General features: G+C 70.0%; 22 protein-coding genes and 1 riboswitch. Of the genes, 15 read left to right on the top strand and 7 right to left on the bottom strand.

Annotation, left to right across the window (positions count from 1 at the left end; translation table 11 throughout):
* The first annotated feature begins 265 nt into the window (after positions 1-265).
* The 10 genes from rpsB (at position 266) to OG210_RS05320 (ending at position 11,039) form a co-directional block, all read left to right on the top strand.
* Complete coding sequence (gene rpsB, locus OG210_RS05365; RefSeq protein WP_328331924.1) at positions 266-1,201, top strand: 30S ribosomal protein S2; 936 nt, start codon at positions 266-268, stop codon at positions 1,199-1,201.
* Positions 1,202-1,294: 93 nt separating this feature from the next.
* On the top strand, positions 1,295-2,131 hold the full coding sequence (gene tsf, locus OG210_RS05360; protein ID WP_328331926.1) for a translation elongation factor Ts: 837 nt from the start codon (positions 1,295-1,297) through the stop codon (positions 2,129-2,131).
* 157 nt (positions 2,132-2,288) lie between these two features.
* Positions 2,289-3,071 carry a UMP kinase gene (pyrH, locus tag OG210_RS05355; protein ID WP_328331928.1) on the top strand — a complete coding sequence of 261 codons (783 nt, stop codon included), beginning with the start codon at positions 2,289-2,291 and terminating at the stop codon, positions 3,069-3,071.
* Between the two features lie 175 nt (positions 3,072-3,246).
* Positions 3,247-3,804 carry a ribosome recycling factor gene (frr, locus tag OG210_RS05350; protein WP_371540179.1) on the top strand — a complete coding sequence of 186 codons (558 nt, stop codon included), beginning with the start codon at positions 3,247-3,249 and terminating at the stop codon, positions 3,802-3,804.
* Entirely contained in the window at positions 3,804-4,904 is a 1,101-nt protein-coding gene (locus OG210_RS05345; protein WP_328331930.1) for a phosphatidate cytidylyltransferase, read from the top strand. The genes frr and OG210_RS05345 overlap by 1 nt, the downstream gene beginning before the upstream one ends.
* 176 nt (positions 4,905-5,080) lie before the next feature.
* The gene (locus tag OG210_RS05340; RefSeq protein WP_371535103.1) at positions 5,081-5,743 is read left to right on the top strand and encodes a histone deacetylase; all 663 of its coding nucleotides are present in this window, start codon (positions 5,081-5,083) and stop codon (positions 5,741-5,743) included.
* A gap of 104 nt (positions 5,744-5,847) precedes the next feature.
* Positions 5,848-6,954: a 23S rRNA (adenine(2503)-C(2))-methyltransferase RlmN gene (gene rlmN / locus OG210_RS05335; RefSeq protein ID WP_371535101.1), complete on the top strand. Its 1,107-nt coding sequence runs from the start codon at positions 5,848-5,850 to the stop codon at positions 6,952-6,954.
* A gap of 49 nt (positions 6,955-7,003) precedes the next feature.
* Positions 7,004-7,108, top strand: a riboswitch (TPP riboswitch).
* Between the two features lie 72 nt (positions 7,109-7,180).
* On the top strand, positions 7,181-8,305 hold the full coding sequence (locus OG210_RS05330; protein WP_371535099.1) for a thiamine ABC transporter substrate binding subunit: 1,125 nt from the start codon (positions 7,181-7,183) through the stop codon (positions 8,303-8,305).
* A 95-nt stretch (positions 8,306-8,400) separates the two neighbouring features.
* Positions 8,401-10,014 (top strand): ABC transporter permease, encoded by a 1,614-nt coding sequence (locus OG210_RS05325; protein ID WP_371540176.1) that lies wholly within the window; start codon positions 8,401-8,403, stop codon positions 10,012-10,014.
* Positions 10,014-11,039 carry an ABC transporter ATP-binding protein gene (locus OG210_RS05320; protein ID WP_328331936.1) on the top strand — a complete coding sequence of 342 codons (1,026 nt, stop codon included), beginning with the start codon at positions 10,014-10,016 and terminating at the stop codon, positions 11,037-11,039. Before OG210_RS05325 ends, OG210_RS05320 begins: the two co-directional genes overlap by 1 nt.
* A 31-nt stretch (positions 11,040-11,070) precedes the next feature.
* On the opposite strand, the gene OG210_RS05315 is transcribed toward OG210_RS05320, so the two are convergent.
* The 5 genes from OG210_RS05315 to OG210_RS05295 form a co-directional block, all read right to left on the bottom strand.
* A complete protein-coding gene (locus tag OG210_RS05315; protein ID WP_328331938.1) occupies positions 11,071-12,177 on the bottom strand; it encodes an LOG family protein in 1,107 nt (368 codons plus the stop codon).
* A 78-nt stretch (positions 12,178-12,255) separates the two neighbouring features.
* Positions 12,256-13,359 carry a hypothetical protein gene (locus OG210_RS05310; RefSeq protein WP_328331942.1) on the bottom strand — a complete coding sequence of 368 codons (1,104 nt, stop codon included), beginning with the start codon at positions 13,357-13,359 and terminating at the stop codon, positions 12,256-12,258.
* On the bottom strand, positions 13,341-14,075 hold the full coding sequence (locus tag OG210_RS05305) for an ATP-binding cassette domain-containing protein (protein WP_328331944.1): 735 nt from the start codon (positions 14,073-14,075) through the stop codon (positions 13,341-13,343). Before OG210_RS05305 ends, OG210_RS05310 begins: the two co-directional genes overlap by 19 nt.
* Before the next feature lie 242 nt (positions 14,076-14,317).
* Positions 14,318-15,679, bottom strand: a complete 1,362-nt coding sequence (locus tag OG210_RS05300; protein ID WP_328331946.1) for an aspartate aminotransferase family protein — start codon at positions 15,677-15,679, stop codon at positions 14,318-14,320.
* Between the two features lie 2 nt (positions 15,680-15,681).
* Positions 15,682-16,185 carry an Lrp/AsnC family transcriptional regulator gene (locus tag OG210_RS05295; protein WP_328331948.1) on the bottom strand — a complete coding sequence of 168 codons (504 nt, stop codon included), beginning with the start codon at positions 16,183-16,185 and terminating at the stop codon, positions 15,682-15,684.
* 223 nt (positions 16,186-16,408) lie between these two features.
* Here OG210_RS05295 and OG210_RS05290 point away from each other — a divergent pair, with 223 nt between their 5' ends.
* Positions 16,409-17,848, top strand: a complete 1,440-nt coding sequence (locus tag OG210_RS05290; RefSeq protein WP_328331953.1) for a gamma-aminobutyraldehyde dehydrogenase — start codon at positions 16,409-16,411, stop codon at positions 17,846-17,848.
* Positions 17,849-18,065: 217 nt separating this feature from the next.
* Complete coding sequence (locus OG210_RS05285; protein ID WP_328331955.1) at positions 18,066-19,244, top strand: extracellular solute-binding protein; 1,179 nt, start codon at positions 18,066-18,068, stop codon at positions 19,242-19,244.
* A 222-nt stretch (positions 19,245-19,466) separates the two neighbouring features.
* Here the strand turns inward: OG210_RS05285 and OG210_RS05280 are convergent, their stop codons facing one another.
* Entirely contained in the window at positions 19,467-20,039 is a 573-nt protein-coding gene (locus OG210_RS05280) for an XRE family transcriptional regulator (protein ID WP_328331957.1), read from the bottom strand.
* A 133-nt stretch (positions 20,040-20,172) separates the two neighbouring features.
* Here OG210_RS05280 and OG210_RS05275 point away from each other — a divergent pair, with 133 nt between their 5' ends.
* The 3 genes from OG210_RS05275 to OG210_RS05265 all read left to right on the top strand — a co-directional run bounded on the left by OG210_RS05275 (position 20,173) and on the right by OG210_RS05265 (position 23,111).
* Entirely contained in the window at positions 20,173-21,678 is a 1,506-nt protein-coding gene (locus OG210_RS05275) for an MFS transporter (protein WP_328331959.1), read from the top strand.
* A gap of 18 nt (positions 21,679-21,696) precedes the next feature.
* Positions 21,697-21,855 carry a hypothetical protein gene (locus OG210_RS05270; protein WP_371535093.1) on the top strand — a complete coding sequence of 53 codons (159 nt, stop codon included), beginning with the start codon at positions 21,697-21,699 and terminating at the stop codon, positions 21,853-21,855.
* Between the two features lie 188 nt (positions 21,856-22,043).
* Entirely contained in the window at positions 22,044-23,111 is a 1,068-nt protein-coding gene (locus tag OG210_RS05265; protein WP_328331964.1) for an alkene reductase, read from the top strand.
* Positions 23,112-23,132: 21 nt separating this feature from the next.
* On the opposite strand, the gene OG210_RS05260 is transcribed toward OG210_RS05265, so the two are convergent.
* Positions 23,133-23,828, bottom strand: a complete 696-nt coding sequence (locus tag OG210_RS05260; RefSeq protein ID WP_328331966.1) for a glycerophosphodiester phosphodiesterase — start codon at positions 23,826-23,828, stop codon at positions 23,133-23,135.
* Between the last annotated feature and the right edge of the window lie 27 nt (positions 23,829-23,855).

Here is a 23,855-nt window from a genome sequence, read left to right as displayed (position 1 = left end):
CCCCCAGTACGCGGGTTCGCGGGGATCATGGCCGGTATCTGTGGACTACCAGCCGGTTGTGGACATCGCCGTCACCCGGCGCTCACCGGGTCCCGTACACTTCTGGTGGCGATCCGGGTCACCGGGTCGACTTCGCACGCCCCCCATCACCCCATCAGCGGTCGATGGACGCGCCTCTCGGTCCCTTGTGGCACGGCGCGTGTGGGCGTCAGGCGCGACAGCAAACCTGCGGTCGCGACAACCGAGTACATCAAGGAGTACGGCCATGGCCGTCGTCACGATGCGGGAGCTGCTGGAAAGCGGCGTCCACTTCGGTCACCAGACCCGTCGTTGGAACCCGAAGATGAAGCGCTTCATCTTCACGGAGCGCAACGGCATCTACATCATCGACCTGCTCCAGTCGCTGTCGTACATCGACCGCGCCTACGAGTTCGTCAAGGAGACCGTCGCGCACGGCGGCTCCATCATGTTCGTGGGTACCAAGAAGCAGGCCCAGGAAGCGATCGCCGAGCAGGCGACGCGCGTGGGCATGCCCTACGTCAACCAGCGTTGGCTCGGCGGCATGCTGACCAACTTCTCCACCGTCTACAAGCGCCTTCAGCGTCTGAAGGAGCTTGAGCAGATCGACTTCGAGGACGTGGCCGCTTCCGGCCTCACCAAGAAGGAGCTCCTGGTCCTCTCGCGCGAGAAGGCCAAGCTGGAGAAGACCCTCGGTGGTATCCGCGAGATGCAGAAGGTGCCCAGCGCCGTCTGGATCGTCGACACCAAGAAGGAGCACATCGCCGTCGGTGAGGCGCGCAAGCTCCACATCCCGGTCGTCGCGATCCTCGACACCAACTGCGACCCCGACGAGGTCGACTACAAGATCCCGGGCAACGACGACGCGATCCGCTCCGTCACCCTGCTCACCCGCGTGATCGCCGACGCCGTCGCCGAGGGCCTCATCGCCCGCTCCGGCGCTGCGACCGGCGACCAGAAGCCGGGCGAGAAGGCTGCCTCCGAGCCGCTCGCCGAGTGGGAGCGTGACCTGCTCGACGGTGAGAAGAAGGACGGCGCCGAGGTCGTCCAGACCTCTGCCGAGACCGAGAAGGTCGCCGACGCCGAGGCCGCCGCCGAGACTCCGGCCGCCGAGGCGCCCGCTGCCGAGGCCCCTGCCGCCGAGGCGCCCGCCGCCCCGGCCGCGGATGCCGAGCAGGCCTGACCCTCACCGGTTCGGTTGTTGACGGCGGAGGCCTCCGGGCCTCCGCCGTTCACCCGTAAGATCTTTCAGACTTCGAGAGAGAAATTCACGATCATGGCGAACTACACCGCCGCTGACGTCAAGAAGCTCCGCGAGCTCACCGGCGCCGGCATGATGGACTGCAAGAAGGCGCTCGACGAGGCCGAGGGCAGTGTCGACAAGGCCGTCGAGGCGCTCCGTATCAAGGGCCAGAAGGGTGTCGCCAAGCGCGAGGGCCGCTCCGCCGAGAACGGCGCCGTCGTCTCCCTCATCGCCGACGACAACACCTCCGGTGTCCTGGTCGAGCTGAAGTGCGAGACGGACTTCGTCGCCAAGGGTGACAAGTTCCAGGCTGTCGCCAACGCGCTCGCCGCCCACGTCGCCGCGACCTCCCCGGCCGACATCGCGACGCTCCTCGCGTCCGAGATCGAGGCCGGCAAGACCGTCCAGGCGTACGTCGACGAGGCCAACGCCAACCTCGGCGAGAAGATCGTCCTGGACCGCTTCGCGCAGTTCTCGGGCGTCTACGTGACCGCGTACATGCACCGCACCATGCCCGACCTGCCCCCGCAGATCGGTGTCCTGGTCGAGCTGGACAAGGCCGACGCCGAGCTCGCCCGCGGTATCGCGCAGCACATTGCCGCCTTCGCGCCGAAGTACCTGGACCGCGAGGACGTCCCGGCCGAGGTCGTGGAGGCCGAGCGCCGCGTCGCCGAGGAGACCACGCGCGCCGAGGGCAAGCCCGAGGCCGCCCTCCCGAAGATCGTCGAGGGCCGGGTCAACGGCTTCTTCAAGGACGCCACCCTCCTGGGCCAGCCGTACGCCCTGGACAACAAGAAGTCCGTCCAGAAGGTTCTGGACGAGGCCGGTGCCACCCTGAAGCGCTTCTCGCGCATCAAGGTCGGCATCTGAGTCTGTACGCGATCCACCGAAGACCCCGATAGGGTCTGACGCAGCCGCCCGGGTCCGCGCCGGACGGCCGCAGATCTGACGAGGAGGCCATTGCCGCACAGGGAACCGCAAGGAGCCCCGGCAATGGCCTTCTTCGTATGCGCACGAGGAGATCTCCATGGAACAGGCCGACAAAAACGCCGACAGGACCGAAGACGGCAGTACCGGCGACGTCAAGAGGCACGGCCGCTTCATGCTGAAGCTGTCGGGTGAGGCGTTCGCCGGCGGCGGCGGCCTCGGTGTCGACCCCGACGTCGTGCACGCCATCGCCCGCGAGATCGCAGCGGTCGTCCGTGACGGCGCCGAGATCGCCGTCGTCATCGGCGGCGGCAACTTCTTCCGCGGCGCCGAACTCCAGCAGCGCGGCATGGACCGGGCCCGCTCCGACTACATGGGCATGCTCGGTACGGTCATGAACTGCCTCGCTCTCCAGGACTTCCTGGAGAAGGAGGGGATCGACTCCCGCGTCCAGACCGCCATCACCATGGGGCAGGTCGCGGAGCCGTACATCCCGCTGCGCGCAGTGCGTCACCTGGAGAAGGGACGCGTCGTCATCTTCGGCGCGGGCATGGGTATGCCGTACTTCTCCACCGACACCACCGCCGCGCAGCGCGCCCTGGAGATCGACGCCGAGGCGCTGCTCATGGGCAAGAACGGGGTGGACGGGGTCTACGACTCCGACCCGAAGAAGAACCCCGACGCGGTGAAGTACGACGCGCTGGAGTACAGCGAGGTACTGAACCGCAACCTCAAGGTCGCCGACGCGACCGCCATCACCCTCTGCCGTGACAACAGCCTGCCGATCCTTGTCTTCGAGCTGCTGGCGTCGGGCAATATCGCGCGGGCCGTCAAGGGTGAGAAGATCGGGACTCTTGTGAACGACCAGGGCACCCGGGCCTGAGAACCGGGGGACGGCCGCTCAGGAGAGCCAAGGGGCCACGCGGTCACGAGGCCGAGAGGCCGAGAGGCCAACAGGACCGACAAGAACCTGCCGGTCGGACACCGTGCAGGGCAAGACGCGGGTTTACTCCAGGGCCTGAGAACGCGGGCCCACTCAAGACATGCGGGAGCAAGTGGTGATCGAAGAGACCCTCCTCGAGGCCGAGGAGAAGATGGAGAAGGCCGTCGTGGTCGCCAAGGAGGACTTCGCCGCGATCCGCACCGGCCGTGCGCACCCGGCGATGTTCAACAAGATCGTGGCGGAGTACTACGGCGCGCTGACCCCGATCAACCAGCTCGCCTCGTTCTCCGTGCCGGAGGCCCGGATGGCCGTGGTGACCCCGTTCGACAAGACCTCGCTGCGCAACATCGAGCAGGCGATCCGCGACTCGGACCTCGGCGTCAACCCGAGCAACGACGGCAACATCATCCGGGTGACGTTCCCCGAGCTGACCGGTGAGCGCCGCAAGGAGTACATCAAGGTCGCCAGGACCAAGGCCGAGGACTCCAAGATCTCGATCCGCTCCATCCGCCGCAAGGCCAAGGAGACGATCGACAAGATGATCAAGGAAGGCGAGGTCGGCGAGGACGAGGGCCGCCGTGCCGAGAAGGAGCTCGACGACACCACCGCGAAGTACGTGGCGCAGGTGGACGAGTTGCTCAAGCACAAGGAAGCCGAGCTGCTCGAGGTCTGATGAACGACTCTTCCTGGGGTGCTCCGCAGAGCGGCCACCCCGTCGGGGAACGGCGACCCGCCCCCGACCAGGACGCTGTCCCGGCGGGTCCCGCATACGGCGAGCATGAAGTTGAGCAGACTCGGCCCATGCCCATCGTGCCTGACGCAGGCAGAGACGCCGAAGACGGCGGCCGTCACCAGCACGGCCGTGCCGAGCAAGAACGGGGGGCCGCTCGCCCGAGTGGCCCCCCGTTCCGTGACGAGATGCCGCAGGAGCCCATGACAGCCCCGCCGCCTCCGGAGAAGAAGAAGGCCGGCCGCGATCTGCGGTCGGCGATAGGGGTCGGTCTCGGCCTCGGCGTGGTGGTGGCCGCGTCCCTCTTCATCTGGAAGGCCGCGTTCGTCATCGTGATCGCGGTGGCTGTGGTCGTCGGCCTCTGGGAGCTCACGTCCCGGCTCAGCGAGCGTAAGGGCATCAAGGCGCCGCTGGTACCGCTCGCGGTGGGCGGCGCCGCCATGGTCGTCGCCGGGTACGCGCGGGGGGCCGACGGCGCCTGGATCGCCATGGCGCTCACGGCGCTCGCCGTCCTGGTCTGGCGGATGACCGAGCCGCCCGACGGTTACCTCAGGGACGTCACGGCGGGTGTGTTCGCCGCGTTCTACGTGCCGTTCCTCGCGACGTTCGTGGCACTGCTGCTGACCGCCGACGACGGTCCCTGGCGGGTGCTCACGTTCCTGCTGCTGACCGTCGTCAGCGACACGGGTGCGTACGCGATCGGCTGGCGCTTCGGCAAGCACAAGCTCGCACCGCGCATCAGCCCGGGAAAGACCAGGGAGGGTCTGTTCGGAGCGGTCAGCTTCGCGATGGTGGCGGGCGCCCTCTGTATGCAGTTCCTGATCGACGACGGGCAGTGGTGGCAGGGTCTGCTGCTCGGCCTCGCCGTCGCGGCCACCGCCACCCTGGGCGATCTGGGCGAGTCCATGATCAAGAGGGATCTCGGGATCAAGGACATGGGAACGCTGCTGCCGGGCCACGGCGGGATCATGGACCGGCTGGACTCCCTGCTGCCCACCGCACCCGTCGTCTGGCTGCTGATGGTGCTGTTCGTCGGCTCCTGAGACTGGCTCCTGAGACTGGCTCCTGAGACCGGAGGCACAGGTCTCCTGCCTGCGTCGTCACCCGCGGCTCCAGCTACGTCTTCACCTATGTCTTCACCAGAGGGAGGGGCGTCGTCCACCGGACGGCGGGCCCTCCCTCCGGTGTCTGCCCATCACCTTCAGGAGCGTTGGCGCGTATGACGACCGCACACCCCCTTGAGCCGGGCCGCCCGGATGACCGGTCGCCGTCGCACGTCTGGTACGCCTCGTACGGCTCGAACATGCACCTGGACCGGCTCTCGTACTACATCAAGGGGGGCCGGCTGCCCGGAACGAGCGCGGAGTATCCGGGGTGCCGGGACCGGGCCCTGCCCGGACGGTCTCTCCCGGTGGAGCTGCCGGGGGTCCTGTACTTCGCGACCCGGTCACCTGTCTGGGGCGGCGGCCGGGCCTTCTACGACCCTCGGAGTGAGGGGCGGGTGTTCGCCCGTGCCTATCTCGTCCCGGTGTCCCAGTTCTCCGATATCGCCGCTCAGGAGACGGGCAGGGAGCCGGGCAAGGATCTCGACCTGGCGGAGGTGCTCGCCGGTGGCGTGGCAAGCCTGGGCAGCGGGCGGTACGAGACGCTCGTCCACGCCGGTCAGGTGGATGGTCTGCCCGTGCTCACCTTTACCGCCCCCTGGGGTGTGGGCGACCTGCCGGTCACTGAACCGTCTCCGGCGTATGTGCGCTACATCGCTTCCGGCCTGCTGCAGACCGGTGCCTGGGGCGCGGGCACGGTGGCCGCCTATGTGGCCTCGGCGCCCGGGGCGGCAGGCCACTGGACAGCGCAAGCGGTCAGAGAGCTGATGGGACAGTGAACAGGCGTGCTCCCGCCCCATGACGACCAGCTCCGCCGGGCCGTCGTACAGCCTCCGGGCGACGGTCCGGTGGACCGTTGCGTGTCTGCGACACTGGATGAACCATGCCTAAGCCCGGAGAACTCACTTTCGTCGCGCCCCGCGGAGCCAAGAAGCCCCCGCTCCACCTCGCCGACCTCACGCCCGCCGAGCGCAAGGACGCCGTGGCCGGGACCGGCGAGAAGCCGTTCCGCGCCAAGCAGCTGTCGCAGCACTACTTCGCGCGGTACGCCCACGACCCCGCCGAGTGGACCGACATCCCGGCCGCCTCGCGCGAGAAGCTGCGGGAGGCGCTGCTCCCTGACCTGATGAGCGTCGTGCGCCACATCAGCTGTGACGACGACACCACCCGTAAGACGCTCTGGAAGCTGCACGACGGCACGCTGGTCGAGTCCGTGCTGATGCGCTACCCGGACCGGGTGACGATGTGCATCTCCTCGCAGGCCGGCTGCGGCATGAACTGTCCCTTCTGCGCCACCGGACAGGCGGGCCTCGACCGCAATCTGTCGACGGCCGAGATCGTCCACCAGATCGTCGACGGAATGCGCGCCCTGCGCGACGGCGAGGTGCCCGGCGGGCCCGCGCGGCTCTCCAACATCGTCTTCATGGGCATGGGCGAGCCCCTCGCCAACTACAAGCGGGTGGTCGGCTCGATCCGCCGGCTGACCGACCCCGAGCCCGACGGCCTCGGCCTCTCGCAGCGTGGGATCACCGTGTCCACGGTCGGCCTGGTGCCCGCGATGCTGCGCTTCGCCGACGAGGGCTTCAAGTGCCGCCTCGCGGTCTCGCTGCACGCGCCCGACGACGAGCTGCGCGACACCCTTGTGCCGGTGAACACCCGGTGGAAGGTCCGTGAGGTGCTGGACGCGGCCTGGGAGTACGCCGCGAAGTCCGGTCGCCGGGTCTCCATCGAGTACGCGCTCATCCGCGACATCAACGACCACGCCTGGCGGGGCGACCGGCTCGGACGGCTGCTCAAGGGCAAGCCGGTCCATGTCAACCTGATCCCGCTCAACCCGACACCGGGCTCCAAGTGGACCGCGTCCCGGCCGGAGGACGAGAAGGCGTTCGTCGATGCGATCGCCGCCCACGGCGTCACCGTGACCGTACGGGACACCCGCGGCCAGGAGATCGACGGAGCGTGCGGGCAGCTGGCGGCCGCTGAGCGGTAGGGCCCGTGTCACAGCGGTAGGGTCCGTGTAACGTGGGCCGCACATTTTCATATTCCGACAGGGGAGCGCCACAGCGCTGAGAGTGCGGCCATGCCGCAGACCCTCTGGACCTTGCCCGGGTCATTCCGGGTAGGAAGTTCGGTCTCTACTCAAGCTGTTCAGCCCTGCCCGCTTTCCCGCGGGCAGGGCCGCGTCTCTTCCTGGATGTCCATCCCAGGAGGAATCAGTGAGCACCACCAAGCGAGCGCGTACGTCCGGCAGAACGCTGACCACCAGGAAGCTGACCGTCACCGCGCTGGCCGCCGCGCTGGGCGTCTCGACGCTCGCCGCCTGCGGAGGTTCCGACGACTCCGGTTCGGGCGCCAAGAACTCCAAGGTCGTGACGCTGGTCAGCCACGACTCGTTCGCCGCATCTCCCGCCGTGCTCAAGGAGTTCACGAAGGAGACCGGCTACACCGTCCACGTCCTCAAGAGCGGGGACGCCGGTGCCGCGCTCAACCAGGAGATCCTCAGCAAGGGCTCCCCGCGCGGCGACGTCTTCTTCGGCGTCGACAACACCCTGCTGTCCCGAGCGCTCGACAACGGCCTCTTCACGCCGTACCGGGCGAAGGGCCTGGACCAGGTCGACTCCGGGGTACAGCTCGACGCGGCGAAGCACCGGGTCACCCCCATCGACAGCGGCGACCTCTGCGTCAACTACGACAAGAAGTACTTCGCCGACCACAAGACCGCCCCGCCCCGCAGCTTCGACGACCTGATCAAGCCGCAGTACAAGAACCTGCTGGTCACCGAGAACGTGGCCACCTCCTCACCCGGCCTCGGCTTCATGCTCGGCACGGTCGCGAAGTACGGGAACGACGGCTGGCAGGCGTACTGGAAGAAGCTCCAGGCCAACGGCGTCAAGGTCGACGACGGCTGGGAGCAGGCGTACAACAACGACTTCTCCGGCTCGGCCGGCGGCAAGAAGGCCAAGGGCGACCGGCCGCTCGTCGTCTCGTACGCGTCGAGCCCGCCCGCCGAGGTGCTGTACGCCAAGCCGCAGCCCAAGACCGCCCCGACCGGCGTCGCCACCTCCACCTGCTTCCGGCAGATCGAGTTCGCCGGGCTGCTGGACGGCGCGAAGAACCAGGCGGGCGGCAAGGCCCTGATCGACTTCCTGATCAGCAAGAAGTTCCAGGAGGACATGCCGCTCAACATGTTCGTGGACCCGGTGGTCAAGGGCGCGAAGGAGCCCGCGGTGTTCACCGAGTTCGGCGCGAAGGTCACCGCGCCCGAGACCGTCGCACCCGGCACGATCGCCAAGAACCGTGATCAGTGGGTCAAGTCGTGGTCCTCGATCGTCCTGAAGTAGCGCCCGCGCGGACCGGGCCGCCGCCCGCGGTACAGGCCGGGCCGCCGTCCGCGGCCGGGGCGGCCCGGCGCCGGACGGCGGTGCGGCTCGCGCTGATGGCCGTGCCCTTCGCTTTCTTCGCGGTCTTCTTCGCGTACCCGGTGGCGGCCATCGTCGGCCGTGGCCTCAAGGCGGGCGGCAGTTGGCAGTTCGGGCGGATCGGCGAGGTGCTGAGCCAACCCGACATCCTGCACGTCCTGTGGTTCACCACCTGGCAGGCGTGCGCGTCGACCGGCCTGACGCTGCTGATCGCGCTCCCGGGCGCGTATGTATTCGCCCGGTTCGATTTCCCGTGCAAGCAGCTGCTGCGCGCGGTGGCGACAGTGCCCTTCGTGCTGCCCACCGTCGTCGTCGGGACGGCCTTCCTCGCACTGCTCGGCCGTGGCGGGCTGCTCGACCAGCTGTGGGGCGTACGCCTCGACACCACGGTCTGGGCGATCCTGCTCGCGCACGTCTTCTTCAACTACGCGGTGGTCGTACGGACCGTGGGCGGCCTCTGGTCGCAGCTCGACCCGCGCCAGGAGGAGGCCGCCCGGGTGCTCGGCGCCTCCCGGTTCGCCGCCTGGCGGCGGGTGACCCTGCCCGCGCTGACGCCCGCCGTGGCCGCGGCCTCGCTGATGGTCTTCCTCTTCACCTTCACCTCCTTCGGCGTGGTGCAGATCCTCGGCGGACCCACCTTCTCCACGCTCGAGGTGGAGATCTACCGGGAGACCGCCGAACTGCTCGACCTGCCCACGGCGGCCGTGCTGACGCTGGTGCAGTTCGCCGCGGTCGGAGCGGTCCTGGCGCTGCACGCCTGGACCGTGCGGCGCCGGGAGACCGCGCTGAGCCTGGTGGACCCGGCGCAGACCTCGCGCCGTCCGCAGGGCGCGGGCCAGTGGACGCTGGTCGGCGGGGTGATCACCGTGATCGCCGTACTGATACTGCTGCCCCTCGGGGTCCTGGTCGCGCGTTCGCTGGACGGCCCCGGGGGCTACGGCTTCACGTTCTACCGCGCGCTCCAGTCGCAGGGGGCCGGCGGCGGTACGTTCCTGGTCCCGCCGGTCGACGCGATCTGGAACTCCGTGCGGTACGCCCTGGCCGCGACCGGGATCGCCCTGGTCGTCGGCGGGCTCGCGGCCGCGGCGCTCACCCGGCGGGCCGGACGGCTGGTGCGCGGGTTCGACGCTCTGCTGATGCTCCCCCTCGGGGTGTCCGCGGTCACCGTGGGCTTCGGGTTCCTGATCACCCTCGACAAGCCGCCGCTGGATCTGCGGTCGTCCTGGATCCTGGTGCCGCTCGCCCAGGCGCTGGTGGGCGTGCCGTTCGTCGTACGGACGATGCTGCCGGTGCTGCGCGCGGTGGACGGACGGCTGCGGGAGGCCGCGGCGGTACTCGGCGCCTCGCCGCTGCGTGCCTGGCGCGAGGTGGACCTGCCGATGGTGCGCCGGGCACTGCTGGTGGCCGCCGGGTTCGCGTTCGCCGTGTCGCTGGGGGAGTTCGGTGCGACGGTCTTCATCGCCAGGCCCGACAACCCGACGCTGCCGGTGGCGGTGGCACGGCTGCTGGGGCGGGCCGGTGAGCTCAACTACGGGCAGGCGATGGCGCTGTCCACGATTCTGATGCTGGTGTGCGCGGTGTCGCTGCTGGTGCTGGAACGCATTCGTACCGACCGCTCTGGGGAGTTCTGATGCTGCAACTGGACGGTGTGACGGTCCGCTTCGGGCAGCGGGTGGCACTGGACGCGGTGGACCTGACGGTCGCCGAGCACGAGACGGTCTGTGTGCTCGGCCCCAGCGGCAGCGGCAAGTCGACGCTGCTGCGGGTGGTGGCGGGTCTCCAGCCCGCGTCCGCCGGGCGGGTACTGCTGGACGGGGCGGAGCAGAGCGGGGTGCCGGTGCACCGGCGCGGTGTCGGCCTGATGTTCCAGGACCACCAGCTCTTTCCGCAGCGTGACGTCGCGGGCAATGTGGCCTTCGGGCTGCGGATGCGCTCCGTACCCCGGGCCGAACAGGCCCACCGGGTCGAGGAGTTGCTGGATCTGGTCGGTCTGCCCGGCGCCGGGCGGCGGGCGGTGGGCGCGCTCTCCGGCGGCGAGCAGCAGCGCGTCGCGCTCGCCCGGGCGCTGGCCCCGCGCCCCAAACTGCTGATGCTCGACGAGCCGCTCGGCCAGCTCGACCGCAGCCTGCGCGAGCGCCTCGTCGTGGAACTGCGCGGTCTCTTCGGCCGGCTGGGCACCACGGTGCTCGCCGTCACCCACGACCAGGGTGAGGCCTTCGCGCTGGCCGACCGGGTCGTGGTGATGCGGGACGGGCGGATCGCCCAGGCCGGGACCCCGCTGGAGGTCTGGCAGCGGCCGGCTTCGGAGTTCGTCGCCCGGTTCCTCGGCTTCGACAACGTGGTGGCCGCGACGGTCACCGGCCGGGCGGCCGACACCCCCTGGGGCAAGATCCCGGTGCCGGAGGGATCCCCGCAGGGGGAGGGCCGGCTCCTGGTGCGGCCCGCCGGGGTGCGGCTCGCGGCGCCGCGGGAGGGGCTGCGCTGCACGGTGGAGGCGCGCACATTCCGGGGCAGTCATGTGGCCGTACTGCTCAGCCCGGAGCACGGACCGCAGCTGGAGGCCGAGTGCCCGCTGCTGACGGCGCCCGGTGTGGGCGAGACGGTGGGCGCGGTCTTCGAGGCGGCCGATGTGGTGCTGCTGGCCGCGCAGGATTGAGGGCGCGGCCCGGACGTCCAGCTGCCCGGTGTCAGAAGACCATCCGCGCCAGCGCTTCGGGCGCCTCGTCCACCGTGTCGACCAGTGCGATCCGGGACTCCATCGCCCGGCCCTTAGCCAGCGCCCGGAGCAGCGGCCAGGCCGGCAGTTCCTCGGTCCAGTGGGCGCGGTCCACCAGGACCATCGGGGACGGTTCGCCGTGCGAGCGGTAGTAGTTCGGGGTCGCGTTGTCGAAGATCTCCTGGACGGTCCCGGCCGCGCCGGGCAGGAAGACGACGCCCGCGGTCGAGCGGGTCAGCAGACCGTCCTCGCGGGTGGCGTTGGCGAAGTACTTGGCGATGTGCCCGGCGAAGGCGTTGGGCGGCTCATGGCCGTAGAACCAGGTCGGGATACCGACCGAGTCCCCGCCGTCCGGCCAGCGGCCCCGCACCTCGAAGGCCGCGCTTGCCCAGTCGGAGACGGACGGGCTGAACGACGGTGTCTTGCCGAGGAGTTCGAGCGCCTCGTCCAGCATTCCGTCGCGGAAGGGGGCGGCGTAGGCACCGAGGTTGGCGGCCTCCATGGCCCCGGGACCGCCGCCGGTGGCGACGGTCAGGCCGGTGCGGGCGAGCGTACGGCCCAGCCGCGCCGCCCCCGCGTACTCCGCCGTGCCACGGGCCATGGCGTGGCCGCCCATCACGCCCACCACCCGTGCGCTGTCCAGGTGTTCGTCGAGCGCGTCCGACATCGCGTCGTCGTGGATGGAGCGCAGCATCGAGGCGAATATGTCGCCGTTGTTCGCGGTCCGCTGGAACCAGGCGTACGCGCGGGCGTCGGGGGTGTCCTCGTAACGACCGTCCGCCAGGCCCGCGAACAGCTCGTCCGCCGAGTACAGCAGCCCGCGGTACGGGGCGAAGGGCAGGCCGGGGACCGGCGGGAAGACGAGTGCGCCGGCCGCGCCCACCGCGGACTCGGCCTCGGGGTGCATGGGGCAGCCCAGGAAGACGGCGCCCGAAGTGTCCGCGGAGAGCAGGGCGTCGGTGCGGTCCGTCAGGTCGACGGCCTGGACGCGGTATCCGCCCAGCGGGCCACGGGCAACGGCCCGGTCGAACGCGTCCAGGGTCTCGATCTCACGGTCACGCTCAGGTGTGGTGGGCATCCGGTCATCGTAGGGGGACGGCCCTTTCCCCTTTCACGGGGACAGGGCCGTCCCATTTCGCCGGGACAGCGGCGTCCTTCACCGGGGCAGGGGCGCCGCGGCGAGCACCGCGACCGCCCAGGTCACCCCGGCGAACACCGCCAGCAGGGTGGCCGCGCGCAGTACGGCGGCCGACCGCAGCACCCCCGCCGGGGCGCACCCGCGCAGCAGGGCCGCCGTCGTGGGCGCGCGGTCCTGACGGGCCTCGACGGCTGCGCTGAGCAGTGTGGCGGCCGAGCAGCCCACGACGAGCGCCGCGCCCAGCGCGGTCAGCGGACCGGCGAGCCGGGTGCCCGCGACGTGCAGCGCTGAAGCGGCGACGATCCCCGAGGCCACCGCGCAGCACACGCCGAGCGGCCGGCCGATCCGGTGGGCTTCCGCCTGGAGCACCCGGCCCGCGAGGAGGCGCACCACCCCGGGCCGTACGCACTGCAGGAGCATCCCGCACCCATGGGTCAGGGCGGGGCCGACGACCGCGAGCCCCAGCGCGGTCAGCGACCAGCCGGCCGCCATGACCGCCGCGCCGCCGCCGAAACGGCCGTGCACCGGCAGCGCGGCGCTCCCGCGGCTGCCTCCGTACGCCTCGGCCGCCAGTCCCGCCGCGACCAGTGCCACGCCCCAGACCAGTCCCCTCGGAGCGGCGCCCTCCGGAACGGGTCTGCGGTGCCGTACGGCCCAGGCGCTGCACACGGCGGCGGCGACCGGGGCCGACGCCAGCAGGAGCAGAGCCGCCGGCATCGGGAGCGGACTCCCGGCCCCCGGCAGCCGGGCGGCGGAGCCGTTCCGCAGATGGAGGAAGAGCAGCAGCGCCGCTCCGCTGCCCAGCGCGCAGGTGAGCGCGGCGGACACCGCCGAGAGCGCGGCGCGCCCGGCCGGGCCGAGCCCCGCGGCCGTGGCGCCCTGGCTCGGGCGGATACTCGGATCGGTGCGGGCCACCGCCGCCGCGAGACGCACCGTCGCCGCCAGCGGGATCAGACACGTGACCAGCCGCAGCCCGGCTCCGGCCGGCCGCGCCGGGTGCCCCACCGCGTAACCGAGCCCGCACAGCAGCAGGACACCGACACCGGCCGAGGCCACCGCGACCAGCAGTCTCCGCAGCAGGACGAGGGGGCCGGAGCCGCGGGCTAGACGGAGAGCGAGCACGCTGAGCGCCCCTCGTCACTGGCCGGGCCCGTGCCGCTGAGGGATGCGGTGCGGCGGCCGTCCCGGAGCAGGACCGTGCGGTCGGCGCAGGCGGCGACCTCGGGGTCATGGGTGGCGAGCACCGCGGTGATCCCGTGCGAACGGGCCGCGGTGATGAGCGTGCGCAGCAGCTGGGTGCCTTCCGCGCCGTGCAGGACGGCCGTGGGCTCGTCGGCGAAGAGCACCGTGGGGCCGGCGGCCAGCGCGCGGGCGACGGCCACCCGCTGGCGCTGTGCCTGGAGCAGGGCGTGCGGGCGCTTGCCGGCGTCCGTGCCCAGGTCGAGGCGCTCCAGCCACTGGACGGCGGTGTGCTTCGCGGAGCGGTTCGAAGCGCCGTTCAGCAGCAGCGGCAGGGCCGTGTTCTCCCAGGCCGTCAGTTCGGCCACGAGCCGCGGTTCGGGGTCGATCCAGCCGAACCGGGTCAGCCGCAGCCGCTCGCGCGCCACCCGGCCCAGGGTGTGCACGGGGCTGCTGTTGAACCACACCTCGCCCTGCTGCGGTACGAGCTGGCCCGAGAGGCAGCGCAGCAGTGTGGTCTTGCCGCTGCCACGCGGGCCGAGCACCGCGAGGATCTCCGCCTCGCGCACACCGAGCGAGACACCCGTGAGCGCGGGCGAGCCGCCGTGGGAGTAGTGCGCGGAGCGCGCCCAGAGCACGTCGTTGTCCGGTGGGGCCACTGCGAGCACACCTCGGTTCAGATCTGATGTCGGTCCCCGCACGGAAAACGGGCGGGGGAGCCGATAGGTCACTGGGCACCGTAGGGACTCGGGACCGGGGTGTGCGGACAGCACGCGGCCCGGCCGCACCCGTATCCACTCGTACGGGTGCGGCCGGGCCGCGGTGTCACACAGGGTCTTCCGTCCGGATCAGCCGGTCAGGGAACGGGGTGATCCGGACCGGATCCTGGGCCGGTACCCGATCAGATCTTCGCCCAGGCCTCGGTGAGGACCCCGCGCAGGATCGACTCGATCTCGTCGAACGTCGACTGGTCGGAGATCAGCGGCGGCGCGAGCTGGACGACCGGGTCGCCGCGGTCGTCGGCCCGGCAGTACAGACCGGCCTCGTAGAGCCCCTTGGAGACGGCGTTGTAGAGGATGCGCTCGGTCTCGTCCTCGTTGAAGGTCTCCTTGGTCGCCTTGTCCTTGACCAGTTCGATGCCGTAGAAGAAGCCGTTGCCGCGGACGTCGCCGACGATCGGCAGGTCGTTCAGCTTCTGCAGCGTCGAGTAGAAGGCGCCCTCGTTGTCGAGGACGTGCTGGTTGAGGCCCTCACGCTCGAAGATGTCGAGGTTGGCGATGCCGACGGCGGCCGAGACCGGGTGGCCGCCGAAGGTGTAGCCGTGCAGGAAGGTGTTGCCGTCGCGGTAGAACGGCTCGGCGAGCCGGTCGGAGATGATGCACGCGCCTATCGGGGAGTAGCCCGACGTCATGCCCTTGGCGCAGGTGATCATGTCCGGCACGTAGTCGAACTTGTCGCACGCGAACATCGTGCCGAGGCGGCCGAAGGCGCAGATGACCTCGTCCGAGACGAGCAGCACGTTGTACTTGTCGCAGATCTCGCGCACGCGCTGGAAGTATCCGGGCGGCGGCGGGAAGCAGCCGCCGGCGTTCTGCACCGGCTCCAGGAAGACGGCGGCGACCGTCTCGGGGCCCTCGAAGAGGATCTCCTGCTCGATCTGGTCGGCGGCCCAGCGGCCGTACGCCACCGGGTCGTCGCCGTGGATCGGGGCGCGGTAGATGTTGGTGTTGGGAACCTTGTGCGCGCCGGGGACCAGCGGCTCGAAGGGGGCCTTCAGGCCGGGCAGCCCGGTGATGGACAGGGCGCCTGCCGGGGTGCCGTGGTAGGCGACCGCGCGGGAGATGACCTTGTACTTCTGGTGGTTGCCGGTGAGCTTGTGGTACTGCTTCGCCAGCTTCCAGGCGGTCTCGACGGCCTCGCCGCCGCCCGTGGTGAAGAAGACCTTGTTGAGGTCGCCGGGCGCGTAGTTCGCGAGGCGCTCGGCCAGCTCGACGGCCTTCGGGTGGGCGTACGACCAGATCGGGAAGAAGGCCAGCTCCTGCGCCTGCTTGTACGCGGTCTCCGCCAGCTCGTGGCGGCCGTGGCCCGCGTTGACCACGAACAGGCCGGAGAGGCCGTCGAGGTAGCGCTTGCCCTTGTCGTCGTAGATGTAGGTGCCCTCGCCACGCACGATGGTGGGAACGGGCGCGTTCTCGTACGACGACATGTCCGTGAAGTGCATCCACAGGTGGTCGTACGCGGTCTGGCTCAGGTCCTTGCTCATGACTATCGGGTGCCCCACTGGTAGGTCTGCTTTTTCAGCTTGAGGTAGACGAAGCTCTCGGTCGCCCGCACGCCAGGGAGCGCGCGGATCCGCTTGTTGATCAGTTCGAGCAGGTGGTCGTCGTCCTCGCAGACGACCTCCACCATGAGGTCGAAAGAGCCCGCGGTCATCACCACGTAGTCGACCTCGTTCATGGTGGCCAGCGCGTCGGCGACCGGGTCGAGGTCGCCCTCGACCGTGATGCCGACCATCGCCTGCCGCCGGAATCCCACAGTGAGCGGGTCGGTGACGGCGACGATCTGCATGACGCCCTGGTCCTGGAGTTTCTGCACTCGCTGGCGGACGGCTGCCTCGGAGAGGCCGACGGCCTTCCCGATCGCGGCGTAGGGCCGCCGGCCGTCCTGCTGGAGCTGTTCGATGATCGCCAGGGAGACGGCGTCGATCGGGGGGGTGCCGTTCCCGTTTCTGGAATCTGCGCTGCGACTGGCCACGCCCACACTGTGCATGAGGTCTCGCCCGTCATGCAAGCCCTGAGCGATGTAATTCGTTGTTGAAAGCCGATTTGGGAACTGAATCCGAAGTTCTGGGTGGTCGGGTATGTCGAAAGCGTCGTCCTTGCGATTAGGGTGGTGTCTCACCCGTCGGGACATCCACCGGACATCGACCGGGCACGATCCGGGCACTGTCCGTCCGTACATATCCATCGGGCATCGGAGAGGGAGAACCACTGTGACCACCGAGCTGCGCCGGCTGCGTAACTACATCAACGGGGAGTTCCGGGACGCCGCTGACGGCCGGACCATCGACGTGGTCAACCCGGCCACGGGCGAGGCCTACGCGACCTCCCCGCTCTCGGGGCAGGCGGATGTCGACGCCGCCATGGAGGCCGCCGCCGCGGCGTTCCCCGCATGGCGCGACGCCACGCCTTCGGAGCGCCAGCGCGTACTGCTGAAGATCGCCGACGCCTTCGAGGAGCGGGCCGAGGACCTGATCGCGGCCGAGAGCGAGAACACCGGCAAGCCGCTCGGGCTGACCCGCAGCGAGGAAATCCCGCCGATGGTGGACCAGATCCGCTTCTTCGCGGGCGCCGCACGGCTCCTGGAAGGCCGCTCGGCCGGGGAGTACATGGAGGGGCTGACCTCCATCGTCCGGCGCGAGCCGGTCGGTGTCTGCGCCCAGGTCGCGCCGTGGAACTACCCGATGATGATGGCCGTGTGGAAGTTCGCCCCGGCGCTCGCGGCGGGCAACACCGTCGTCCTCAAGCCCTCCGACACCACACCCGCCTCCACGGTGCTGATGGCCGAGATCATCGGGGCCGTCGCACCCAAGGGCGTCTTCAACGTCGTCTGCGGCGACCGGGAGACCGGCCGCACGATGGTCGAGCACAACGTGCCCGCGATGGCGTCCATCACGGGGTCGGTACGGGCCGGGGTGCAGGTCGCCGAGTCCGCGGCCAAGGACGTCAAGCGGGTCCATCTGGAGCTGGGTGGCAAGGCCCCCGTCGTCGTCTTCGAGGACGCGGACATCGCGAAGGCCGTCGAGGACATCTCGGTCGCGGGGTACTTCAACGCCGGACAGGACTGCACGGCGGCCACCCGGGTGCTGGTCCACGCCTCGGTCCACGACGAGTTCGTCACGGCGCTCGCCAAGGCGGCAGCCGACACGAAGACCGGACAGCCGGACGACGAGGACGTGCTGTACGGGCCGCTCAACAACGCCAACCAGCTGGCCCAGGTCAGCGGCTTCATCGACCGGCTGCCCGCACACGCCAAGGTCGAGGCCGGCGGCCACCGGGTCGGCGACCGGGGCTACTTCTACGCCCCGACCGTCGTGTCCGGCCTGAAGCAGGACGACGAGATCATCCAGCAGGAGGTCTTCGGGCCGGTCATCACCGTCCAGTCGTTCCAGGACGAGGCGGAGGCCCTCGCGCACGCCAACGGCGTGGAGTACGCGCTGGCTTCCTCGGTGTGGACCAAGGACCACGCCCGCGCCATGCGGATGTCCAAGAACCTCGACTTCGGCTGTGTGTGGATCAACACCCACATCCCGCTCGTCGCCGAGATGCCGCACGGAGGGTTCAAGAAGTCCGGCTACGGCAAGGACCTCTCGGCCTACGGCTTCGAGGACTACACGCGCATCAAGCACGTGATGACGTCGCTGGACGGCTGAACACTCCTGCTGCAGCCGCCTGTTCCGCAGCTTTCGCAACGCATTTCCCACGCTTTTCCGCCGCTTTCCCGCCGCCCCCGTACGGTCCGCCGTGCGGGGGCGTGTGTGTCCGTGCGTTCCGCGGGCACCGGGCCCCGACAAGGTGTCGCGGCCGGGCCCGGTGCTCCGTACGCAGCGTCCATTGCCCGCTGCCGTTACCGCAGGTGAAGGTGGGCGCATGGCAGATCTTGGTGTTTCCCGGCGTTCCCTCCTCCGTGGTTCCGGCGCGGTGGGCGCGCTGGCCGCGCTCACCGGATGCGGGGTCCCCGCGGCGTATGTGAAGCCGGGGGAGCGGGCCGGACGCGACAGATCGGCGCAGGACCGGAGCCTGGTCTTCGCCAACTGGCCGCTCTACATCGACACCGACGACCACGACCCGTCGAAGCGGCCCACGCTGGACACCTTCGAGAAGCGGTCCGGGATCAAGGTCACGTACACCGAGGAGATCAACGACAACGACGAGTTCTTCGGGAAGATCAGTCCGGCGCTGATGAACCACCAGGAGACCGGCCGGGACCTGATCGTCATCAGCGACTGGATGGCCGCCCGGTTCGTGCGGCTCGGCTGGGTCGAGGAGATGGACCGGGCCAAGCAGCCCAACGTCGCCAAGTACCTCGACCCGCAGCTCTGTTCGCCCGCCTTCGACAAGGGGCGCAAGCAGAGTGTGCCCTGGCAGTCCGGGATCACCGGCATTGCGTACAACCGGCGCAAGGTCGGCCACGAGATCAAGCACCTGAGCGACCTCTGGGCCCCCGACCTGCGCGGCAAGGTCACCCTGTTCTCCGGGCTCGACGAGGCGTTCGCCCTGCTCATGCAGGGCAACGGCGCCGACATCACCCGCTGGACCGCCCATGACTTCGACACCATGTGCGACCAGGTCGAGAAGCTCGTACGGCAGAAGCAGATCCGGCGCTTCACCGGCAACGACTACATCAAGGACCTGTCCACCGGCGACGTGCTCGCCTGCCAGGCGTACTCCGGCGATGTGATCCAGCTCCAGGCGGACAGCCCGGACATCGAGTTCGTGGTGCCCGAGGAGGGCGGCGAGCTGTGGGCGGAGTCCATGATGATCCCCAACCTCGCGCGCCACAAAGCCAATGCCGAGAAGCTGATCGACTACTACTACGAGCCCGCGGTGGCCGCGAAGCTGGCCGCCTGGGTCAACTACGTGTGCCCGGTCCCCGCCGCACGTGAGGTGCTGGCCTCGTCGAAGGACAAGGAACTGGCGGACCTCGCCGAGGACCCGCTGATCTTCCCCGACGACAAGATGCGCAAGCGCCTCGCCATCGCCCGGGACCTCACGTCGGCGGAGCGGGTCACGTACGCGAAGCGCTGGAACCAGATCGTGGGTCTGTAGCCCGGCCATCCCTTGCCGGTTCGGCAAGAGGAGTGGCATCACCGGCGAGGGCGCAGCACGGTGTGCCGGATCAGCACGGAAGAGATGCTGGAGGAGTTCGTTGTCGTCGGCGGTGGAACCGCAGGTCTGTCGGGTCCTGGGCGGTCGCCGGCACCGCCTGGATTCGATGCTGCCCCCCGAATCCGGCCGGTAACGGTATGCATGAGCCCGGGCGCGAGGGCGTCAGGAGGTGGGGCGGGCGCGCAGGTGGGCGCGTTCGCCCTGCTTGCCGAAGATGACCAGCAGCTCCACCGGCTGGTCGTTGTCGGGGCCCAGCCAGTGCGGGACGTGGGTATCGAATTCCGCGACTTCCCCCGGCGCCATGACCAGGATGCGGTCGCCGAGGTGAAGGCGGAACCTGCCGTTGAGGACGTAGATCCATTCATAACCCTCGTGCGTCCGGAGCTCGGGCTCGCCGACGGTGGGGCTGATGACGAGTTTGTGCGTGTGCAGGCCGCCGGGCCTACGGGTCAGCGGCACGTACGTCATGCCGTCGCGCGTGACGGGGCGCAGATGAAGGCGGGGATCGCCCGTCTCCGGAGCGCCGACGAGCTCGTCGAGGGGGACGTTGTAGGCCCGGGCCAGGGGCAGTAGGAGTTCCAGGTTGGGTTTGCGGCCTCCGCCCTCCAGGCGGGAGAGCGTGCTTTCCGAGATCCCGGTGAGTTCGGCCAGCGCGACCAGCGTGATCGCGTGCCGGCGGCGCAGGTCCCGCAGTCGGGGGCCGACGCCGGTCAGCACGTTCTCGATTTCGTCCATGCGCCCCATTTTGCTGAAACGGCATGACGGATTGCAACTTTTCAGGGCCTGGGCGCACTCTCCTGGCGACGTGAGCCACGCACCCGTGGTTCACCGAGGCAATCCCGCCCCTCATCCCTCAGGAGAGCTGCCGATGTCCACTCCCGCTCGCACCGCCGGGAAGGTCCCGGATGCGGATGCGCCGGACCCGCGCCGGTGGATGGCGCTGATCGTCGCGTCGGTCGCCACCCTCATGGTCGTGCTGGATGTGTCCATCGTGAACATCGCGCTGCCGCAGGCGCAGAGCGACCTCGCGATGGGCGACGCGAACCGCCAGTGGATGATCACCGCCTACGCACTCGCCTTCGGAGGACTGCTGCTCCTCGGCGGGCGCATCGCCGACTTCGCCGGACGCAAGCGCATCCTCGTCATCGGCCTGCTGGGCTTCGCAGCAGCCTCCATGCTCGGCGGTCTGGCGCCCGACCCGGGCACTCTGTTCACCGCACGCGCCCTGCAGGGTGCTTTCGCCGCGCTCCTGGCACCCGCGGCGCTCTCCCTCATCACCGTTGCCTTCGCCGACCCCAAGGAACGTGCCAAGGCATTCGGGATCTTCGGCGCGTTCCAGGGCGGGGGAGGAGCCGTCGGGCTTCTCCTGGGCGGCGTCCTCACCGAGTACGCGGGGTGGCGCTGGTGCATGTACATCAACGTCCCCATCGCCCTGACCGTCGCTCTCGCCGCCCGGCCCTTCGTCCGGGAGAGTCGCGCCGCTGGAAACCGGCACTACGACCTTCCCGGCGCTTTGCTGGTGACCGGTGGGCTGGGCGCCCTTGTCTACGGCTTCGCCCAGGCCGCCGGCGCCGGAGGCTGGACAGCTCCCGCCACCGCGATCCTCCTGGCGGCCGCCATTCTGCTGCTGACCGCATTCGTGCTCGTGGAACGCCGCACCGCCCACCCCCTGCTGCCGCTGCGGGTGGTCATGGAACGCAACCGTGCCGGAGTGTTCCTGGCCAACCTCCTCATCGGCGCCGGCATGTTCGGCATGAACCTCTTCATGACGTACTTCCTCCAGGTCAACCTCCACTACACCCCGCTGCAGGCCGGCATCGCCTTCTTGCCCTTCAGCGCCGGAATCATCGCTACCACGACACTCGGTGCGCCCCTCGTCACCCGCTTCGGACCCAAGCCCCTGATGGTCTCCGGCACCGCCCTGGCCACCGCAGGGCTGCTGTGGCTCACCCGCCTGGACAGCGCCTCCGGCTACACCGGGGAGGTCCTGCCCACCCAGATCCTCGTGAGTGCGGGCGTAGGCCTGTTCTTCCTGGCAGGCCCCAACGTCGCGCTGTCCGGCGTCGATCCGCGCGACGCCGGAGTGGCCAGCGCCGCACTCACCACCAGCCAGCAGATCGGCGCGGCCCTCGGCCCGGCACTCCTCAACACCCTCTACCTCGCCGCCGTCACCGGCTACCTCGACCCCCGCGCCCCGGCCGGCGGCGCAGCATCCCGCGCCCTGCGGCTTCAGGGCTTCCTGCACGGCTACCGCATCGCGTTCATCGTCGCCGGTGCCCTCCTGGCCGCAGCCGTCCTCGCCCTGACCGCCCTGGTGAAAACATCCAGGGCCCCCGCAGACACACAGCCCACCGCCCCCGTCCCCTCCCACTGACCGGAAAGGCGCACCCCGATGAACGACCCCATCCGAGGAGCTCAGGCCCCCGCCGAGGCGGCACGGTCCCGGGCGAACCTCTACCGCGGCAAGGACGCCGTGTGGAAGGGCGACCCCAACCCGGTGCTCGCCGAGACACTCGCTTCCCCCGCCCAAAGGAAACCTTCGACGAACTAGCCCTCGGCCCCGACCGGTTCGCTGCCGCCCGCCCGGCATCCCCCGAGCGCGAGGCGACCGGCCCGGACGACCAGAAAGCAACCGTGACCGACACCGTCGTCGCCGTCCGGCGCATCTGAAAACCCACCGACCGCACCCCGGCTGACCCCCCGTCACGACCGCAGCCTCATTCTTTCCAGGAGACCCCCATGGCAGACCTCTTCGAGCCGGTGACAGTCGGCAAGTGGACACTGAACAACCGCATCGTCATGGCACCCATGACCCGCAACCGTGCCACCCCCGACGGCGTACCGACCGACATCATGGCCACCTACTACGGCCAGCGAGCCACCGCCGGGCTGATCATCACCGAAGGCGTGCAGCCCAGCGCCGTGGGCCAGGGGTACATGAACTCACCCGGCCTGCACACCCCCGCCCAGACCGCCGCCTGGCGCACCGTCGCCGACGCCGTCCACCAGCACGGCGGGCGCATCGTCGCGCAGATCATGCACGCCGGACGCATCTCACACCCCGACAACAAGCACCACGCCGAAACCGTCGCCCCCAGCGCCATCGCCGCACCCGGCGAGATGTTCACCGCCTCCGGACCTCAGCCCCACCCCACCCCCCGCGCACTGGGCACTGACGAAATACCCTCCGTCATCGACGAATACGCCCACGCCGCACGGGCCGCCGTCGACGCCGGACTGGACGGCATCGAGCTCCACGCCGCCAATGGCTACCTGCTCCACCAGTTCCTCGCCCCCAACACCAACCAGCGCACCGACTCCTACGGCGGCACCCCCGAGGCACGCGCCCGCTTCGTCATCGAGGTCGCCCAGGCCGTCTCCGACGCCATCGGCAGCGAACGCGTCGGCATCCGCATCTCACCCGCCATCAACCTCCACGGCGCCATCGAGGACCACGCGGACGACACCGCCGTCACCTACCGCACACTCGTGGACGCCCTCTCCGCCATGGGCCTGGCCTACCTGCACACCATCGGAGACCCCACCACGCCTCTCATCGAGGACCTCTCCCACCGCTTCGCCGGCCCTCGCATCGTCAGCAACGGCTGGGACCCGGTCACGGACGCCACCATCGCCCAGTCACTGCTCGACAACGACCAGGCCGACCTCGTCGCTGTCGGCCGCGCCTTCATCGCGAACCCCGACCTCGTGCAGCGCTGGCAGACCCAGGCACCCCTGAACCAGCCCGACGTGAACACGTTCTACGGTGGTGACCAACGCGGTTACACCGACTACCAGTCCATGTAACGAGGGCCCGGGGGCCGACGGTCAGGGCCCGGGGCGCGTTCGGCGGCGGACCGCGCGGAGGGCGTCGACGCGGTTGGTGGTGATCGAATCGACGCCCAGGCCGATCAGCCTGCGCATCGACCGCCTGGTGTCCGGGGTCCACGCGGAGACCAGCAGCCCGTCCCGGTGCACGCGCTCGCAGAGTTCCGGACTCAGCAGCCCGAAGCGGTAGTTGAGCCAGCGGGGCTTCACCGTGTCGAGCAGGGCGGGGCGCGGCGGTGTGAGCGTCGTCCAGGTCATGGCGATCTCGGCGGCCGGATCGGCCTCGCGCACGGCGAGCATGGCGGAGGGACCGGCGCAGTAGTACGTACGGTCGCTCGCCCCGCACTCGTGGACCACACCGACGACCGCGCGCACCGCTTCCGGGGTGGCGCCCGGCAGATCGATCATGACGCGGTGGCTGTCGACGGCCGTCAGCGCTTCCCGGAGCGTCGGCACCCCGCCGCCCGTCAGCCCGCGCAGCTCGTCCGCCGTGACCCGGGCGAGCGGCCGGTCATGGCCCCACAGCCGTTCCAGGGTCGCGTCGTGCAGCAGCACCGGCACACCGTCCCGGGTCAGCCGGACGTCGATCTCCACCGCGTCGGCGCCCCGTTCCAGCGCGGAGCGGACGGACGGCAGGGTGTTCTCACGGAAGAGGTAGGGGTCGCCGCGATGACCCACGGCAGTGACGGTACGCATGGGGCCATCCTTGCCGACCGCCGCCGC

Source organism: Streptomyces sp. NBC_00466 (assembly GCF_041433995.1).
GTDB lineage: Bacteria > Actinomycetota > Actinomycetes > Streptomycetales > Streptomycetaceae > Streptomyces.
The sequence above is the reverse complement of the archived record's forward strand: the minus strand, read 5'-3'. Positions and strand labels throughout refer to the sequence as shown.